The 16,422-nt window shown below is 68.0% G+C and carries 16 protein-coding genes; 6 read left to right on the forward strand and 10 right to left on the reverse strand.

From position 1 onward, the window contains the following. Nucleotides 1-16 precede the first annotated feature (16 nt). Nucleotides 17-877 (reverse strand): SDR family oxidoreductase, encoded by an 861-nt coding sequence (locus ABIC76_RS05320; protein WP_354533209.1) that lies wholly within the window; start codon nt 875-877, stop codon nt 17-19. A gap of 157 nt (nt 878-1,034) precedes the next feature. On the opposite strand from ABIC76_RS05320, the gene ABIC76_RS05325 reads away from it, so the two are divergent. From ABIC76_RS05325 to ABIC76_RS05350, 6 genes are all read left to right on the forward strand, one after another. Beyond that, nucleotides 1,035-1,526: a DUF421 domain-containing protein gene (locus ABIC76_RS05325; RefSeq protein WP_027679720.1), complete on the forward strand. Its 492-nt coding sequence runs from the start codon at nt 1,035-1,037 to the stop codon at nt 1,524-1,526. A gap of 34 nt (nt 1,527-1,560) precedes the next feature. Further along, complete coding sequence (locus ABIC76_RS05330; protein WP_354533210.1) at nt 1,561-1,827, forward strand: hypothetical protein; 267 nt, start codon at nt 1,561-1,563, stop codon at nt 1,825-1,827. Nucleotides 1,828-1,834: 7 nt separating this feature from the next. Then, a complete protein-coding gene (locus ABIC76_RS05335) occupies nt 1,835-3,106 on the forward strand; it encodes an Nramp family divalent metal transporter (protein ID WP_102065570.1) in 1,272 nt (423 codons plus the stop codon). A gap of 96 nt (nt 3,107-3,202) precedes the next feature. Continuing rightward, nucleotides 3,203-4,474, forward strand: coding sequence for a zinc-dependent alcohol dehydrogenase (locus ABIC76_RS05340; RefSeq protein ID WP_354533211.1), 1,272 nt, complete (start codon nt 3,203-3,205; stop codon nt 4,472-4,474). After that, nucleotides 4,471-5,193 carry a PIG-L deacetylase family protein gene (locus ABIC76_RS05345; protein WP_354533212.1) on the forward strand — a complete coding sequence of 241 codons (723 nt, stop codon included), beginning with the start codon at nt 4,471-4,473 and terminating at the stop codon, nt 5,191-5,193. Before ABIC76_RS05340 ends, ABIC76_RS05345 begins: the two co-directional genes overlap by 4 nt. Further along, entirely contained in the window at nt 5,177-6,100 is a 924-nt protein-coding gene (locus tag ABIC76_RS05350) for a glycosyltransferase family 2 protein (RefSeq protein WP_354533213.1), read from the forward strand. Before ABIC76_RS05345 ends, ABIC76_RS05350 begins: the two co-directional genes overlap by 17 nt. 39 nt (nt 6,101-6,139) lie before the next feature. Here ABIC76_RS05350 and ABIC76_RS05355 read toward each other — a convergent pair whose 3' ends face one another. From ABIC76_RS05355 to ABIC76_RS05395, 9 genes are read right to left on the reverse strand one after another with little or no spacing between them, the layout of a single operon-like run. Further along, entirely contained in the window at nt 6,140-7,162 is a 1,023-nt protein-coding gene (locus ABIC76_RS05355) for a UDP-glucuronic acid decarboxylase family protein (RefSeq protein WP_027679725.1), read from the reverse strand. Continuing rightward, on the reverse strand, nt 7,159-8,151 hold the full coding sequence (locus ABIC76_RS05360) for a glycosyltransferase (protein ID WP_354533214.1): 993 nt from the start codon (nt 8,149-8,151) through the stop codon (nt 7,159-7,161). The genes ABIC76_RS05355 and ABIC76_RS05360 overlap by 4 nt, the downstream gene beginning before the upstream one ends. Next, nucleotides 8,148-9,293 (reverse strand): glycosyltransferase family 9 protein, encoded by a 1,146-nt coding sequence (locus ABIC76_RS05365; protein WP_354533215.1) that lies wholly within the window; start codon nt 9,291-9,293, stop codon nt 8,148-8,150. The genes ABIC76_RS05360 and ABIC76_RS05365 overlap by 4 nt, the downstream gene beginning before the upstream one ends. After that, on the reverse strand, nt 9,290-10,342 hold the full coding sequence (locus ABIC76_RS05370) for a glycosyltransferase family 2 protein (protein ID WP_354533216.1): 1,053 nt from the start codon (nt 10,340-10,342) through the stop codon (nt 9,290-9,292). The genes ABIC76_RS05365 and ABIC76_RS05370 overlap by 4 nt, the downstream gene beginning before the upstream one ends. Further along, the gene (locus ABIC76_RS05375; protein WP_354533217.1) at nt 10,339-12,165 is read right to left on the reverse strand and encodes a carbamoyltransferase family protein; all 1,827 of its coding nucleotides are present in this window, start codon (nt 12,163-12,165) and stop codon (nt 10,339-10,341) included. The genes ABIC76_RS05370 and ABIC76_RS05375 overlap by 4 nt, the downstream gene beginning before the upstream one ends. Nucleotides 12,166-12,217: 52 nt before the next feature. After that, nucleotides 12,218-13,429 (reverse strand): lipopolysaccharide heptosyltransferase II, encoded by a 1,212-nt coding sequence (gene waaF, locus ABIC76_RS05380; RefSeq protein WP_354533218.1) that lies wholly within the window; start codon nt 13,427-13,429, stop codon nt 12,218-12,220. Beyond that, on the reverse strand, nt 13,426-14,103 hold the full coding sequence (locus ABIC76_RS05385; RefSeq protein WP_354533219.1) for a D-glycero-alpha-D-manno-heptose-1,7-bisphosphate 7-phosphatase: 678 nt from the start codon (nt 14,101-14,103) through the stop codon (nt 13,426-13,428). The genes waaF and ABIC76_RS05385 overlap by 4 nt, the downstream gene beginning before the upstream one ends. After that, on the reverse strand, nt 14,094-14,855 hold the full coding sequence (locus ABIC76_RS05390; RefSeq protein ID WP_354533220.1) for an SDR family oxidoreductase: 762 nt from the start codon (nt 14,853-14,855) through the stop codon (nt 14,094-14,096). Before ABIC76_RS05390 ends, ABIC76_RS05385 begins: the two co-directional genes overlap by 10 nt. A 38-nt stretch (nt 14,856-14,893) precedes the next feature. Then, nucleotides 14,894-16,207 carry a glycosyltransferase gene (locus tag ABIC76_RS05395; protein ID WP_354533221.1) on the reverse strand — a complete coding sequence of 438 codons (1,314 nt, stop codon included), beginning with the start codon at nt 16,205-16,207 and terminating at the stop codon, nt 14,894-14,896. Between the last annotated feature and the right edge of the window lie 215 nt (nt 16,208-16,422).

The following is a 16,422-nucleotide window of genomic DNA, read 5'->3' on the forward strand; positions in this document are numbered from 1 at the left end:
CGGGGGGGCGGCACCGTCATCCGTTGACGATCTCCCCCCCATTCGGATGCAGCGTCTGCCCCGTCATGTAGCTCGCATCGGCAGACGCCAGAAAGATGTAGCACGGCGCGACTTCATCCGGCTGGCCGGCCCGCCCCAGCGGTTCGTTGCTGCCGAATTTGGCGACGTGCTCGGCGTCGAAAGTAGACGGGATCAGCGGTGTCCAGATCGGCCCCGGCGCCACGGCATTCACCAGGATGCCCTTGTCCGCCACCTGCTGCGCCAGCGAGCGCGTGAACGCCACGATCGCCCCCTTGGTGGCGGCGTAGTCCACCAGGTGGCCGCTGCCGCGAAACGCCGTCACTGACGTCGTTGTGATGATGCGCGCGCCTTCATGCAGGTGCGGCAGCGCGGCCCGGATCAAATAGAACATCGCAAAGACGTTCGTGCGGAACGTGCGCTCCAGCTGCGCCGCATCGATGTCGGCCAGGCTCTGCTGCGGGTGCTGTTCGGCCGCATTGCTCACCACGATGTCGATCTTGCCGAAGGTCGCGACCGCCTGCGTGATGACCGCGCGGGCGTGCGCTTCGTCGCCCAGGTCGCCGGCAATGGCTTCGCAGCGGCGGCCGGTCGCGCGGACGAGGCGGCAGGTCTGGTTGGCGTCGTCGTGTTCGTCCAGGTAGGCGATGAGCACATCTGCGCCTTCCTTGGCAAAGCCGATGGCGACCGCACGGCCGATGCCGCTGTCGCCGCCGGTGACGATGGCCACCTTGTCTGTGAGCTTGCCGCTGCCGACGTAATTTTCCATCTCGGATTGCGGGCGGGGCGTCATGTTGCCTTCGGTGCCGGGCTGGCGGTCTTGGTGCTGTGGCGGTTGCTGTTGGGGCTGGTCGGGCATGGTCGGCTCGCTATGAAAGGGTGGAGATACCGGCTTTCAGCACGCGCCATGCCATTGCGCGCGAATGTGATGCGAGGGCGAAATCTCAGGTGCATGCCCGGAGGCACGCGGCTTGCTCAGTGGTGGAAAAGACTTCACATCCACCACGGGAGACGCCATGGACACGCTGCTGTTCCTCTTTGGCGAAGGCAAGGATCTCAACCCCCTGCAAACCGCGATGCGCGCGGTGGTGGTGTTCGCCATCGGGCTGGCGCTGGTGCGCCTCTCTGGCCGGCGCTCATTCGGGCAGCGTGCACCCTTCGACTTTGTGGTGGCCGTGTTGCTCGGGGCGACGTTGAGCCGCGCGATTGTCGGCGCGTCGCCTTTTGTAGCAACGATATCGGCGTCACTCGCGCTGGTGGCCGTGCACCGGCTGTTGGGATGGGCGTGCGTGCGGCTGCCCCAGCTCGAACGGTTCATCGCGGGCCGCGAACGCGAGGTCTATCGCGAAGGCCGTTTCAACCAGGGCGAGATGGATGCGGCACTCATCACCGTGGGCGATGTGCAGGAGAGCGTGCGCCAGACCTTGGGCTCGCGCACGCTGGACGATGTGGAGGCCGCCATTCTGGAGCGCAACGGACAGGTCAGCCTGATCCGCAAGCGCCGCTAATTTTTCACACCTGCATACCACTCCGGAGCCAACCATGCGAGACAAGCAACAGAAGGAAAACCGGGACGCCGAACAGCGTCAGGCCGATTGGGAACAGGCCGAGTCGCACCGCAAACCGGACGACCGGCCGGCCAATGCGGAAGCGGGCCGCCCCGGCAGCACGGCACCGAAGCCGCAGAGCCAGCACGAGACCCTGCGCCGCATGCGCCAGGGCGAGGTGCCGCCGGGCATCACGCGCGACAAGCTGCACGACCCCGGCGAACAGACGCCCGACGCGCCGCCCGCCGACAACCGCAGCTGAGCCCAGCGTGCCGGCCGCAGACGACACCCCGTGGTACCGCCGGCTGGGGCCCGGCTTCATCACTGGCGCGGCAGATGACGACCCCAGTGGGATCGCCACGTACGCGCAGGCCGGCGCACAGATGGGTACCGGCATGCTGTGGACGCTACTGCTGACGCTGCCGCTCATGATTTCCATCCAACTGGTCAGTGCGCGCCTGGGGCGTGTGTCCGGCCGGGGCGTGGTGGCCAATATCCGGCAGCATCACTCGCCGTGGCTCGCGTATGCGTTCGTGGCGCTGGTCACGGTGGCGAACATCATCAACGTCGGCGCGGACATTGCGGCCATGGGCGACAGCGTGCGGTTGCTCCTGGGTGGCTCTACCGCGTGGTATGCGTGCCTGTTTGCCGTGTTCACGCTTGTGCTGCAAGTCTGGATGCCGTATCGGCGGTATGCGCGCTATCTGCAATGGGTGGCACTGTCGCTGCTGGCGTACGTGGCCACGGCATTTGTCGTGAAGGTGGACTGGCCGCACGCGCTGCACGACACCGTGGTCCCGCAGCTGCATTGGTCGAAAGACTATGCAATGACGCTCGTCGCGGTGTTTGGCACCACGATCAGCCCGTATCTATTTGTCTGGCAGGCAGCGGGGGAGGTCGAAGAAACACGCCTGGCCGAAGACGAAGCGCCGCTCAAGAAGGCCCCGTGGCAGGCGAAGGACCAGTTCGCCCGCATCCGCATCGACACCACGGTCGGGATGGTCGTGTCGGCGCTCATCGCTTTCTGCATCATGCTGACGGCCGCGTATGCGCTGCACACGCACGGCGTCACGCAAATCGAAACGTGCGCGCAGGCCGCCGAGGCGCTCAAGCCGGTGGCCGGCCGCTTTGCGCAGATGCTGTTTGCCGTGGGCGTGATCGGCACCGGATTGTTGGCGGTGCCGGTGCTGGCGGGCTCTGCCGCCTATGCCGCTGCCGAGGCCTTCAAGTGGCATAGCAGCCTGGAGGCCAAGGTGCACCACGCGCCCAAGTTCTACCTGTTCCTGACGCTGGTGATGGCGGCCGCCATGGTGATGGTGTTCCTGCCCATCGAGCCCTTCAAGTTGCTGTACTGGTCCGCCGTGCTCAACGGCGTGGCCGCCACGCCGGTCATGGTGATGCTGCAGTTGATGTCGCGCCGCAAGGCGGTGATGGGGCCGTTTCGCAGCTCGCCGCTGCTGCATGGCACGGCTTGGGTGGCGACGCTGTGCATGTGCGCCAGCACATTGCTGTTCTTCGTGCTGGCTGCGCGAGGGTCCTGAAAAACATCGTGGCCTGCCGCGCAGGCACCGGGGTTGCGTGTCTTGGGCGAAACCGCGCTTCGGCGCGGTGTCCTGTTCACCAATCAGGGGTCAATCATGAAAGCTGTTGTATTTCACGGCATCGGCGACATTCGTCTGGAAGACGTGCCCGAGCCGACACTGCGCGAGCCCACCGACGCCATCGTGCGCCTCACGGCCAGCGCCATCTGCGGGACGGATCTGCACTTCGTGCGCGGCACCATGGCCGATGTGAAGGAGGGGCGCATTCTCGGCCACGAAGGCGTGGGCGTGGTGGAAGCGCTGGGCGACGATGTGCGCAATCTGTCGGTGGGCGATCGGGTGGTGATTCCGTCCACCATTGCATGCGGCGCGTGCGCATATTGCCGTGCCGGTTACACGGCGCAATGTGACGTGGCGAATCCGCATGGGCACTTGGCCGGCACGTCGTTCTACGGCGGCCCGGAAGAAGCCGGCGGGTTCGACGGCCTGCAGGCGGAAAAGGCGCGTGTACCGTTTGCGCACGTCAACCTCGTCAAGCTGCCCGACGAGGTGTCGGACGACCAGGCCATTCTGCTGTCGGACATCTTTCCCACCGGCTACTTCGGCGCCGATCTGGCCAACATCAAGCCAGGCCATACCGTTGCCGTGTTCGGTGCAGGGCCGGTGGGGCAGTTCGTGATCGCCTCGGCCAAGCTGATGGGCGCGGGGCGCATCTTTGCGGTGGACCACCTGCCGGACCGGCTCGACATGGCGCGCGCCCAGGGGGCCGAGGTGATCGATTTCGAAAGCGAAGACCCCGTGCAGGCGTTGCGCCGGCTCACCGGCGGCATTGGCGTGGATTGCGCCATCGATGCCGTGGGCGTGGACGCGCAGCATGCCGACCACGGCCCAGCCCGCCCCGACGACAAGACGGCCGAAGCGTTTGCCGCCGAGCGCAAAGCCACAACGCCGCAAGCGCGCGGCACGGGTGCCGTTTCCGATGCCAACGAGAACGCACCGTGGCAAGCCGGCGACGCGCCCTCGCAAGCGTTGCGCTGGGCCGTCGAAGGCCTGGCCAAGGCGGGCACGCTGTCGATCATCGGCGTGTACCCGCCCAACGACACGACGTTCCCGATCGGCATGGCAATGAACAAGAATCTCACCATCCGCATGGGCAACTGCAACCATCGTCGCTATCTGCCCAAGCTGGTCGAGCTGGTGCGCACGGGCGCGATCGATCCGGCGACCGTGTTGTCCGTGCGCGAGCCGATGGCGGCGGCGCTCGATGCCTACCGCGCCTTCGACACGCGCGAGCCCGGCTGGATGAAGGTCAAGCTCGATCCGCAAGCTACTGATGGCGCTCGCACGCCCCGCGCCTCGCGCGCATGAGCCGGGCGCTGCACGATCGCGTCGCTGGGCTCGGGCCGGTGCTGGTGATCTCACCGCACTTTGACGACGCGATCTTCTCGTGTGGTGCGTTGCTCGCCGCGCATCACGGCAGTCGCACGGTCACGGTATTTGGTGGCGCACCGGAAACGCCGGTCTCCACGGCATGGGACCGGGAAGCGGGCTTTGCCGATTCCAACCAGGCGTTGGCCGCGCGCCGGCTGGAAGACGCGCAGGCGCACGCGCAGGTCAGCGCCACGGTGCATCACCTCGATTTTTGCGACAGCCAGTACGGGCAGACGCCCTCCGTGGCCGAACTGGAGCGTGCGCTCTACCGCCTGGTGGAAAGGCGCGCGGCAGACGCGGTGTTCGTGCCGCTGGGGCTGTTCCACAGCGACCACGTACTCGTGCACGAAGCGGCGTTGCTGTTGCTGCGCAAGCTGCCGCAGCAGCTGTGGATCGGTTACGAGGACGCGCTGTACCGGCGGGGGCGCGGTGCCGTGCAGGACCGCATCGTTGCACTGGCCGCGCAGGACATCGTGGCCACGCCGGTGTCGCCCGTCACGGCCGTCGATGGCCGTCAGAAACGGCGCGCTGTGGCCTGTTACGTGAGCCAGCTGCGCGCCTTCGGCCCCGGCGGCGTGGAAGACCTGCACCAGCCCGAACGTTTCTGGCTGTTGGAACCCAAGCAAGGAGAACCCGATCATGCAACCGCTGGATGACGCCCGCAGGGCGCAGGCACCGTGTTCCATCGTCGTGCTGACGTACAACCGTGCAGCCACCGTGCTTGAAACGCTGGGCAAACTCGTCGCCCTCGATGAGCCGTGGCCCATCGTGGTGGTGGACAACGGCTCGACCGACGGCACTGCCGACCAGATCGCCGCGCGCTTTCCCGACATCACACTCGTGCGTGTGCCGCGCAACTACGGCGCGGCGGGTCGCAACTTTGGCGTGGCCTCCGTCGACACGCCGTACGTTGCCTTCTGTGATGACGACACCGCGTGGCTGCCGGGCTCCGTGGCACGCGCGGTGGATGTGCTGCAGCGGTATCCGTCGGTGGGCGTGGTGGCGGCGCACGTGGTGGTCGGCCCCACGCGGCGTGACGACACTGCGTGCGAGCCCATGGCCACCAGCACGCTGCCTTCCGACGGCTTGCCCGGCCCGGCGTTGCTTGGCTTCATGGCCGGCGCCTGCGTGGTCCGCACGCGCGCCTTTACCGAGGCCGGCGGCTACCGGCGCGACCTCTTTATCGGCGGTGAAGAAAGCGTGCTCGCGCTTGACCTGGTCGACGCGGGCTGGCGCATCGTCTACTGCCGGGAGGTGGTCACCCATCACAACCCATCGCCGGTGCGTGATGTGACGCAGCGGCGTGCGCTGCTGGCGCGCAACGAGTTGCTGAGCGCCTGGCTGCGGTTGCCGCTGGATCTCGCCTGGCGGGTGACGGGCCGCGCCATCCGCGCGATGGCCGAACAGGGCGTGCTGGCGGAAGCATTGCCCGCCGCCTTGGTGCGCTTGCCGCGCACCTTGCTGCACCGGCATACCGTGCAGCCGGCTACGGTGGCGCTGTGGCGGCAGATGGATGCCGACCGCCAGCGCCGCCGCGCCATCCCCACACTGTCGATCGGTTAAGCCGGTCGGAGAGAAACGCCCGCCAAGGCCGGCCGAACGTCACGCCAATGCGGGCATCGGCGCCAGGAAGAACTGCTGCCGGAAATACTCCACCGTACGCGCCAGCCCGACTTCAAGTGCCGTGCGCGGTTCCCAGCCGAGCGCTTCCCGGGCCAGCGTGATGTCGGGGCAGCGCTGCGTCGGGTCGTCCTGCGGCAGCGGGTGGAAGACGAGTTCCGACGTCGAGCGCGTGCAAGCCACAATCTGCCGCGCGATATCGAGCATGCTCATTTCCACGGGGTTGCCCACGTTGACCGGTCCGGAAAAATCCGGCGGCGTGTTCATCAAGCGCACCAGCGCGTCGATGAGATCGTCCACGTAGCAGAAGGCGCGTGTCTGGCGGCCGTCGCCGTAGAGCGTGATCGGGTCGCCGGCCAAGGCCTGCATGATGAAGTTGGAGACGACACGCCCGTCGTTCGGGTGCATGCGCGGGCCATACGTATTGAAGATGCGCGCGACCTTGACGTCCAGGCCATGCTGGCGGCGGTAGTCCATGAACAGGGTCTCGGCGCAACGCTTGCCTTCGTCGTAGCACGAGCGCACGCCGATCGGATTGACATTGCCCCAGTAGCGCTCGGTCTGCGGATGCTCATGCGGGTCGCCGTACACCTCGCTGGTGGAGGCCTGCAGGATGCGCGCGCCCACCCGCTTGGCCAGCCCCAGCATATTGATCGCACCGTGCACGCTTGTCTTGGTGGTCTGCACCGGGTCGTGCTGGTAGTGGATGGGCGAGGCGGGGCAGGCCAGGTTGTAGATGTCGTCCACTTCCACATACAGCGGGAAGGTCACGTCGTGGCGCAGCACCTCGAAGCGCGGGTGGCCCAGCAGGTGGGCGATGTTGCGCTTGGTGCCGGTGTAGAAGTTGTCGACGCACAGCACATCGTGCCCGTCGCGCAGCAGGCGGTCGCACAGGTGCGAGCCGAGAAAGCCCGCGCCGCCCGTGACCAGCACGCGGCGCTGGTCGCGCCAGTGGTGGTGCGGCTCGGGGTGGCCGGGGTGGTGTGCGTCTCCGTGGTGTCTCATGCCGCCTCCTTCCTGTTTTCCATGACGGTGGCAAACGCGTCCAGCCAATCGGCGACGAAGCGGTCGATGCCGAAACGCGTGCGGGCCGTCTCGCGCGCCGCGTCGCCCCAGCGGCGGGCCAGGGCGGGATCGCGCAGCAGCGTCTGCATGACGCCCGCCAGCGCATCCGGGCTGGTGTCGACGTAGCCGTTGTGGCCGTTGCGAATGACCGTGCTCATCTCCGTGGTGGCCAGGCCGACGATCGGCATGCCGATGGTCATCGCTTCCACCACGGCCAGGCCCAGGCTGGTGTAGCGGATGGGGTTGAAGAAGAAGCGGTAGCGCGCGCAGAAGGCGGGCAGGTCGAGGTTGCCGACTTCGCCGATCCCGCCCGCGGCTTCCGCGCCCATGCCAACCAGATCAAGCGGCACGTGCTGGCGCAGCGACTGAAATACGTCGGCTCCCAACCGGCGCCCGCGCTTGTGCAGATGGTTCACGACCACAATGCCGCGCTCCAGCTCGCCGGTGTAGCTCGCCGGCACGGGCAAGTGCACGCCGTGTTCGATCACGCGTGCGGGCGTGATGCCGCTGTCCCACATCAATGCGTTGAACGGCGTCACATGCACCAGCAGCACGTTCGGGTCTTGCACCCAGTGCCGTGTGTTGGTGGGGTGTTCCTGCGGCGGATCGTGTTCGAGATAGATCGTCGGCAGCGCCCGCTGCGCCGCACTGAGCACCGACAGGCGATCGTTTTCCCAATGCGCGCGCGATTGATACAGCACCGCATCGAAGTGCTGCCCGGCAACGGCATCGAACGGCACCTCGTGCACGTTGTCACCCCAGGGCAGCACGCCGACCTTGCCCGCATAACCGGGCGGCACGCGGCCCGAGGCATCGGGCGGCCGCGTCACCAGATAGAAGTCGTGCGGCACTTGCGACAGGTAGTACAGGTAATTGCCGTGCACGTGCCACGTCAGGATGCGCAGGCGTTGTCGCGTAGGGTGGTTCATGAGGTCGAATTCTCGATCGTGTGCGATGCGGTGGGAGCGTCGGCGGCTTGCGGCGCATGCGATGCGCGCAGGTGCAGATCGGGGTCGAACAGCGCGGCATACGCGGCGTCGAGCACTTCGTGCACCGTCACATCGCGCGCGCATTCGTGCCCGGTGGGGCACGTCCAGTGCATGCAGGGCCGGCACGGCGGGCGCGCGGCCAGCACGCGGTGCAGCGTCCGGTCTGCTGGCGCCCAGCGCTCCACGTCGCTGCCGCAGGCAATGACGAGGCTGGGCGCGCGCACCGCGGCCGCCACGTGCGACACGCCGGTGTCGTTGCAGATCAGCAGGCGCGCCAGCCGCAGCAGTGCAGCGAGCCCGCCAAGCGAGGTTTGCCCGACCACCGAGGCCGCACGCTGGCGCATGTGGCTGCGGACCTCTTCAACGAGCGCCGCCTCCGAAGGCGCACCAGTGATCACCACATGAAAACCGCTGACGATGAGCGTGTCGGCCACCGCAGCAAAGCGCTCGGGCCACCAGCGCCGCGTGGGCATGCGGGCGCCGGGGTGCAGGCAGACAAGGCGGTCGCGGTCCAGCGCGTGGTGGCGCAGCAGGGCAAGCGCTTCGGCATAGTCGTCGCGCATGAGCGGAAAGTCCGGCGTGGCCGGCACGGCCGGCGCCCCCAGGTGATTGAGCAACGCCAGCAGGCGCTGCGCCTCAGGCAACTGCGTCGGCCACGGGAGCAACCCCGGATCCGGCTGCCGCGGGATCACGCCATTCGGTTGAAACCCGAACACATGGTGCGCACCAAACTGCCGGACCACCTCAGTCGATTGCGGTCCACTGCCGTGCAGCTGGATGGCGACATCCAGGCAGCGTGCCCGCATGCCGGCATAGAACGCGTGTGTCGCCTCCGCGTCGGCAGGCCCGGCTTCCGGAAAGCCGTCGCCGCCCGGGAACGCGACAAAGTCGTCGAGCAGATCGGCATAGCGCTCCTGGAACTGGCGCGCCCACGGCAGGCCCACGAGTGTGATATGCGCCTGGGGCGCGGCCGCCCGCAGCGCGTGCAGGGCGGGCACGGCGCACAGCATGTCGCCGAGTTGCAAGGCGCGAAAGACGGCAATGCGGCGCGCGCCGCGCAAAAGTTCAGCAGCGGGCGTCATAGGAACCAGACCCGGAAATGCCATGCCCCGCGCAGGCGCCAGTACAGCGCGAGCGGCGGGATGGCGATGGATGTCCAAAACATTTCCAGCACGTGCCGCGCGGTGTGTGCGGTGCCGCGCAGCCGCATGGCGGTGAAGCGCAGCGTGAGTGCCAGCCAGACCACGGCGGCCGCAGCGGCCACCCAGGGCAGGTGTGCGGCCAGCGCGGCCACTGCAACCACCACGGCCGCTCCCACACCGTAGTAATGCCACGGCGGCACCGGCCGGATGCGCGTGCGGTAGAGCCTGGGGTGCTTCTTGTAGAGCAGCGCGTCGTAAAACACCTTGCGCTGCTGCGACACGCTCACGCCCCACGGCGCCGGCCGCACGGGGTGATGCATCAGGGCGCGCGGCGCCTGCACGATGCGCCCCCCTGCATCGAGAATGCGGAACTGCAGGTCGGAATCTTCCCGCCACGCGAGCCGGAAGCGCTCGTCAAAGCCGCCGACGCGCTCCAGCATCGCACGCCGTACAAAGCAGTTGGCGGTGACGAATTCGGCGCGGGTGAGGCCGCTGGCATCGCGCTCGTAGTCCGTCGGACGCTCGGGCAACGGCATGCGGACGGCGCCGGTGGCGGCGTCGGGCGGCCCGCCGTTCTCAGCACCGGCAACGCTGTCGGCGGTGGTCATGACGCGCCAGCCTTCCGCCAGCCACGTCGGCGCCGGAATGGTGTCGTCGTCGGTGAAGGCGATGATGTCGCCGGTGGCGGCGCGCCAGCCGCGGTTGCGTGCGGCGGCGGGGCCTTGCGTTTCGCGCACGGGCACGTACTGCACGCGCCAGCCGGGGGACGCTGCGGCAAAGCCCTCCACGACCGCGCGGGTGGCGTCGTCCGGGCCGTCGTCGGCAACGACCAGTTCCAGCCGGTGCGCGTCGAACGTCTGTGCCCGCAGGCCGTCCAGGCAGCGTTGCAGCATCTGCGGCCGTCGCCATGTCGCAATCACGACGGACATGGCTGGCGCCCCTTGCACGGGGGTCACCGACGACACGTCAAACGGCATCGGCTGGTTCATGCGACCCCCGCCAAGCCGGGCACGCGCCGCAGCCCGTCGACATTGCGTACGGCGCCGTCTTCCTGGGTCTGCGATTGCTCCGGGCGCAGGGCCGTCTTGCGCAGCAGGAACGGCCCGATCACCAGCGCGTCGAGCGGCGATGTCCAGAACGACTCCACCGCATCGCGCGGGCTGCAGACCATGGGCTCGCCGCGCGTATTGAACGACGTGTTCACCAGGATCGGCACGCCGGTGCGCCGCTCGAACGCGGCCAGCAGGTCGTAGTACAGCGGGTGCTGGCGCCGGTTGACGGTCTGCACGCGTGCGGTGCCGTCGACGTGGCGCACGGCCGGGATCTGCGTGGCCCGGTCTTCGCGCACGTCGAAGATGAACAGCATGAACGGCGCGGCCTGCGCACCGACAAACCAGTCAGCGGCGCGTTCTTCCATCACCACCGGTGCGACGGGGCGGAAGTCCTCGCGATCCTTGATCTCGTTCAGCCGCGCCTGCATGTCGGCGGGGATGGGCGAGGCGAGGATGGACCGCGCACCCAGTGCGCGCGGGCCGAACTCCATGCGCCCCTGGAACCAGCCGATCACCTGGCCCTGCGCCAGCAGCTCCGCGGTCTGCTCGGCAATGTTGTCCAGACGCTCGAACGGCAGCTTCGACCACGTCAGGAATTGCTCGATCTCTTCATCGGCATACGACGGGCCGAGATAGGCGTGGTCCATCTTCCACAGGCGCTGCTTGTTGCCGCGCGCCTGGTAATCCGTCCACAGCGCGGCACCGAGCGACGTGCCGGCGTCGCCGGCTGCCGGCTGCACCCAGACGTTTTCGAACGGGCCCCGGTCGCGGATGCGCGCGTTCATCACGCAGTTGAGCGCCACGCCGCCGGCCATGGCCAGGTTGCGTGCGCCGGTGGCCTGATGCAGCCATTGGCTCATCGTCAGCACCGTCTCTTCCAGCACCTGCTGGAGCGAACGGGCGATGTCAAAGTGGCGCGGTTCCATCGGGCCGCCACGCTGCCGCGCCGGGCCGAAGCGCTCTTCCAGGCGCAGCGGTGCCACGGTGTAGCGGCCGTCGGGGTCAACGCGCACCATTTCGTGGAATGCGTCGACATAACGGGGCTCCCCATACGACGCCAGCGCCATCACCTTGTATTCGTCGGACGAACGCAGAAAGCCCAGATAGTCCGTCACTTCTTCATAGAGCAGGCCGAGGGAGTGCGGCAGGTCTACCTGCTGCAGGCGTGTGTATTCGCCGTTGCGGAAGAGGCCGTAGGAAGTGGTCGCGCGCTCGCCGCGTCCGTCCATCGTGAGCACGGCACAGTCGTCGTAGGGCGCTGCCAGGAATGCGCTGGCCTCGTGCGCCAGGTGGTGCTCGACAAACGACCAGCGGAACGGCCCGGTGTGCTTCACGTTGGTGAAGCGCGCCCGCAGATGATGCGGCGCGCCGTCGGCCAGCTGGCGCGGGGCGTTCAGCACGTACGACAGAAACAGCGGATCCCACGGCGCCGCGCCGGGCGGCAGATCCATCTGCGCCGACGGTTGCAGCGGCAGCGCGATATGCGTCTGCGCCTGCAGGTCGGACAGCAAGGCCGGGTCGAGCGAGTAGGCGACCTGATCCACGCGCGCCAAGTCGATGCCGGCCTCGGCCAGGCAGTAATCGATGGCGTGATACGGCAGCTGCCAGGTGGAAAACGGCACCGGCCGCTTGGCGTGCTTGACGTGCGTGAAGCGTTCGTCTTCAGCGGCGGCAATCACCACACCGTCACGCACCAGCGTGGCGGAGGAGTCGTGATACGCCGCGTTGATGCCGAGGGTGTAGAGCGGTTTGGCTTCCATGCAGGGCTCCATCAGTCGGTTCAGTCAATACAGGTCAGGGTCATGGGCAAACTCAAGCGACCGGCGTCGGCGCGTTCGACGCCGCTAGCGCAGAGGCAGCGGGTGCGGGCCACAACACCTGCGCCACGCGCGACGACTGCCATAGCGGGTGCGCCGCCGCGATGACTTCTTCTTCCGTCACGCCGGTCAGACACGCCTGATGGCCGAGCGGGCACACGCTGCGGTAGCAATAGCGGCACGGCACCTGATGCGACAGCACCGCGTGCGGCACGGCCCACGGCGTGTGCTGGGGATTCGTCAGCGCGTAGAGATCGACCACCGGTGTTTGCGTGGCCGCCGCCAGATGCACGGGGCCGCTGTTGTTGGACACCAGCAGCGCTGCACCTTCAATCAGCGCAGCCAGTTCGCCCAGCGTGAGCGCCCCCGCGAGGTTCAGCACGCGCTGCCCCGCAATCAGCCCGGGCAGGCACACCTGCTGCACGAGTTCCGCTTCAGCCGGCGCACCGGTCACCAGCACCGGACACCCATAGCGGTTTGCCAGCGTGCACGCGATGTGCGCGAAGCGATCGGGCGGATAGCGTCGCGACGCCGCAGTCGCACCCGGATGCAGGACGATCCACGGTGCATCCGTGGTGATGCCGCGCTCGGCCAACTTGGCGCGCACGGCATCGCGATCCGCCGCGCGTACGTTGAAGCGCAGCCGATGCGGCAGATGTGCGGCCACGTCGGTCACGTGCTGCACGAGGTCCAACTGGCGGCGCACCTCGTGGCGCACGTCGCCGGGTGCGGTGGCGGCAATGCGCGCGTCGGGGTCGGCAATCCAGTCGGTCAGCAGCGCGTACGGGTTCTCGCGGCAGTGCGCGAGGCGCAGCGGAATGCCCGCCAGAAAGCACAACATGGCGGCCGGCAACGGGTTTTGCGTGTGCACGGTAAAGATGACGGCCGCGTCGAATGCGCCGTCGCGCAAGGTGTCGACCAGCGCGCGGGTCTGCTCGGCGTCTGCCGCGTTGGCGTGCTTGGCCCACGGCACATCGCAGACGATCACGTCGTCGATGTCGGACAGGTGCGGGGCCGCCGTGGCGCCCGATCGCGAGGTCAGCAACGTGAGATGACGGCTCGCGCCGCGCGCGTGTTCGTCGGCCTTGAGCGCATGAAAGGCCGGCGTGGTCATCACCACGTCGCCCAGGTTGTCCGGCCGCACGCACAGGATGCGGCTCGCGTTGGCCCACACCGCGCGGCGCTCGGGAATGCCAGCCGCGATCATGCGACTGCCCTCAGGTGGTGCGCGGACGATGTGGGCGACGTGGCCGATGTGGGCGCCGTGTGCGAACCGCGCGAAACGTGCGAAAGGTGCCGCGCCTGCTGCGCAATCACGATGGCGGCAGCCTCGTCAAAGCGGCCGACGATGTAGTCCGGCACGCGCAGGGGCCCCGGCTGCCACCGGGTCTCGTTGCCGTTGGCAATGAGGATGGTCTGGCAGCCCGCGCGGCGGCCCGCTTCCACATCGTTGAGGATGTCGCCGATCATCCACGAGCCTTCCAGCGCGAGGCCGTGCGCGGCAGCGGCCTGGCGCAACATGCCATCGCCGGGCTTGCGGCAGGCGCAATGGATGCTGCCGTCGGCGGTCGGCGCATGCGGGCAGAAGTAGAAGCCGCCCAGCGTGGCCCCGTGCAGCGCAAACAGCTCGCGCAGCCGCGTGGCCACGCCTTCCAGCGCATGCTCAGCAAAGTAGCCCAGCGCTACGCCGGGCTGGTTGCTCACCACGATGAGCGGCAGGCCGGTGGCGGCCAGCATGCGCAGGCCTTCGCCCGCGCCGGGCGCCAACGCAATGCGCGCCGGGTCGACGTTGTAGGGCACGTCTTCCAGCAACGTGCCGTCCTTGTCGAGAAAGATGGCCGGGCTCGGCTGCGGCCTCATCGGCTCGCGCATCAGGGCCATGACGTCTCCCGCATCGGCAGCACCATCACTTCCGGAATGACGGTCTCGGGAGGCTGCAGCAGCACGAAGCGCACGGCGGCGGCCACGTTGGCGGGGTCCTGCAGGTTGTTCACGTCGATGTCCGGAAAGCGGTCCAGCAGGAACGGCGTGCGCATGCCGCCGGCAATCACGGCAGAGACCTTGATGCCGTGCGGGCGCAGCTCGGCATGCAGCGCATGCGACAAGCCCAGCAGCCCCCACTTGGTGGCGTGGTAGACCGACGCATTCGGCCACGCACGCCGCGATGCGGTGGACGCGATGTTGACGATGGCGCCGCTTGCGCGCTTGCGCATCAGCACGCTGGCGTGCTTGGCCAGCAGGAACGGGCCGCGCAGGTTCGTGCGCACCACGCGGTCCCAGTCTTCGACGTTCAGTTCGTCAATGGGCAGCGTGATATCGATGGCCGCGTTGTTGATGACGGCATCCACGCGGCCAAAGCGGTCGACCACTTCATCGAGCGCGCTGCGCACGGCGGCTTCGTTGCCCACGTCCAGCGCAATGGCGTGCGACTGGCTCCCTTCGGCGATCAGCTCGGCGGCGGTGCGGTCAGCGGTGCCGGCATCGTAGTCGGTGGCGACCACCGTCGCCCCGTCGGCAGACAGCACGCGGCTGATGGCGGCGCCCAGCCCGCGCCCCGCGCCGGTCACGATGATGACCTTGTCGCGCAGCGTCGGTGTGGTGTTGGGATTGGAGTTCAAATCGGTCTGGGTCATGGCGGCGTGAAGATGGATGGGTGGGAAAGACAATCAGGTCAGGCCGCAAGCCCCGCCAGCGCCGCAGCGTTGGTGGCGGGCGTGGCATCGGTCATGCGGCCCAGGGCGCGCGCGCGCGTGTCGATGGCCTTGAGGTAGGCGCGCTCGAGTTGCCCTGCGACGCCAAGCCACGTGTAGAGCATGCGGGCGCGCACGAGCCCGGCCTGGCCGAGTTCGCGGCACAGCTCAGGCTGTTGAATCAGTTGCAGCAGGCGCGCGGCCAGGGCCTGCGGGTCCTTTGGCGGGACGAGGAAACCGGTGCGCTCGTGCCGCACGGTCGAGCGGATGCCGCCCACGTCTGCGCCGATCACCGCGCGCCCGCACGCCATGGCTTCCACCGGTGTGATGCCGAACGGCTCGTACCAGGGCGTGCTGACGAAGACATCACAAGCGCTGTACCAGGTGCGCAGATCGGCGCGGCCGCGCTTGCCAACAAAGATGGTCTGTGCACTCACACCGGCGCGTTCGGCAATGCCCTGCAGGCGGCCGAGTTCCGGTGTGGCGGCCACATCGGGCACGACGGTGTTGCCGCCCACCACGTACAGGCGCACGCGCTTGCGCGCGTCGGGCGGCAGCTTGCCGATGGCCTCGATGACGTTGTCTACGCCCTTGCGCGCCACCATGCGGCCCAGTTGCAGCACGACAAACGCATCAACCGGCACGCCCAGGCGGCGTCGCACTTCGGCGCGGTCGATGGGTGCAAATTCAGCCGCATCGAAGCCGCAGGGCACCACGTCGATCTGCTCGGCGCGGGCGCGGTACAGCGTTTCCAGGTCGGCCTGGTCCTGCGGGCATTCGGCAATGACGCGATCGGCCCGCTGCACCAGCATCTCTTCAATCGCGAAGCGCGCATCGGGAAAGCCGTCGGCGCTGCCCTGGTGCAGCCGGCGCACGCGACCCAGCGCGTGGAAGGTCATGACCAGCGGCAGGTGCAACCGTGTGGACGCTGCGAGCGATGCCAGGCCCGACATGAAGAAGTTGGCATGGATGACGTCGTAGCCGTCGCCGCTGGCCTGGGCGCGCGCGCAGTGGTTCAACAGGTGGCGGCCAAAGGCATGCATGTGCGGTAGCAGCGCTTCCTTGGGCAGCACGGCAGCGGGCCCGGCCGGCACGTGGACGACACGGCATCCGTTGTCGAACGGCACCACCTCCGGATCCCACGGACGCTCGCGGCGCGTGAAGACATCGACACGATGGCCCAGCCGTGCAAGCTGGCGCGCGACATGGCGCACGTAGACGTTCTGTCCGCCGCAGTCGACACCGCCCAAGTCGGCGAGTGGCGATGCGTGTTCACTGACCATGGCGATGCGCATGTCGTTTCTCCTCTTATCGTCGCGGCCTGTGTGGTGAGGTGTTCGGAAGCCACGTGCGAAGACCCTCAGCAGCCGGCGTGCCATGGCGCGCAACCTTGTGTCGCAGGGCGTTCCAATGAGGAGGGATGAGCCGGGCCCGGGAAGCGCGTTTCGCTTGTCCGGACAAGCGTTTGCGGGATGTGAAGCTCGGAGTGGCGCGCCGGTCGTGCGCGCAG

Origin of the sequence: Ralstonia sp. 1138 (assembly GCF_040544795.1) — a bacterium.
GTDB classification, from domain to species: Bacteria; Pseudomonadota; Gammaproteobacteria; order Burkholderiales; family Burkholderiaceae; genus Ralstonia; species Ralstonia flatus.

What these genes read in the sequence shown, in the direction of transcription:
- ABIC76_RS05350 (WP_354533213.1), top strand. Translation starts at nt 5,177, where the DNA reads ATGCAACCGCTGGATGACGCCCGCAGGGCGCAGGCACCGTGTTCCATC.
- waaF (WP_354533218.1), bottom strand. Translation starts at nt 13,429, where the DNA reads ATGATCGCGGCTGGCATTCCCGAGCGCCGCGCGGTGTGGGCCAACGCG.
- ABIC76_RS05320 (WP_354533209.1), bottom strand. Translation starts at nt 877, where the DNA reads ATGCCCGACCAGCCCCAACAGCAACCGCCACAGCACCAAGACCGCCAG.
- ABIC76_RS05370 (WP_354533216.1), bottom strand. Translation starts at nt 10,342, where the DNA reads ATGAACCAGCCGATGCCGTTTGACGTGTCGTCGGTGACCCCCGTGCAA.
- ABIC76_RS05355 (WP_027679725.1), bottom strand. Translation starts at nt 7,162, where the DNA reads ATGAGACACCACGGAGACGCACACCACCCCGGCCACCCCGAGCCGCAC.
- ABIC76_RS05375 (WP_354533217.1), bottom strand. Translation starts at nt 12,165, where the DNA reads ATGGAAGCCAAACCGCTCTACACCCTCGGCATCAACGCGGCGTATCAC.
- ABIC76_RS05385 (WP_354533219.1), bottom strand. Translation starts at nt 14,103, where the DNA reads ATGGCCCTGATGCGCGAGCCGATGAGGCCGCAGCCGAGCCCGGCCATC.
- ABIC76_RS05340 (WP_354533211.1), top strand. Translation starts at nt 3,203, where the DNA reads ATGAAAGCTGTTGTATTTCACGGCATCGGCGACATTCGTCTGGAAGAC.
- ABIC76_RS05365 (WP_354533215.1), bottom strand. Translation starts at nt 9,293, where the DNA reads ATGACGCCCGCTGCTGAACTTTTGCGCGGCGCGCGCCGCATTGCCGTC.
- ABIC76_RS05330 (WP_354533210.1), top strand. Translation starts at nt 1,561, where the DNA reads ATGCGAGACAAGCAACAGAAGGAAAACCGGGACGCCGAACAGCGTCAG.
- ABIC76_RS05345 (WP_354533212.1), top strand. Translation starts at nt 4,471, where the DNA reads ATGAGCCGGGCGCTGCACGATCGCGTCGCTGGGCTCGGGCCGGTGCTG.
- ABIC76_RS05325 (WP_027679720.1), top strand. Translation starts at nt 1,035, where the DNA reads ATGGACACGCTGCTGTTCCTCTTTGGCGAAGGCAAGGATCTCAACCCC.
- ABIC76_RS05390 (WP_354533220.1), bottom strand. Translation starts at nt 14,855, where the DNA reads ATGACCCAGACCGATTTGAACTCCAATCCCAACACCACACCGACGCTG.
- ABIC76_RS05395 (WP_354533221.1), bottom strand. Translation starts at nt 16,207, where the DNA reads ATGCGCATCGCCATGGTCAGTGAACACGCATCGCCACTCGCCGACTTG.
- ABIC76_RS05360 (WP_354533214.1), bottom strand. Translation starts at nt 8,151, where the DNA reads ATGAACCACCCTACGCGACAACGCCTGCGCATCCTGACGTGGCACGTG.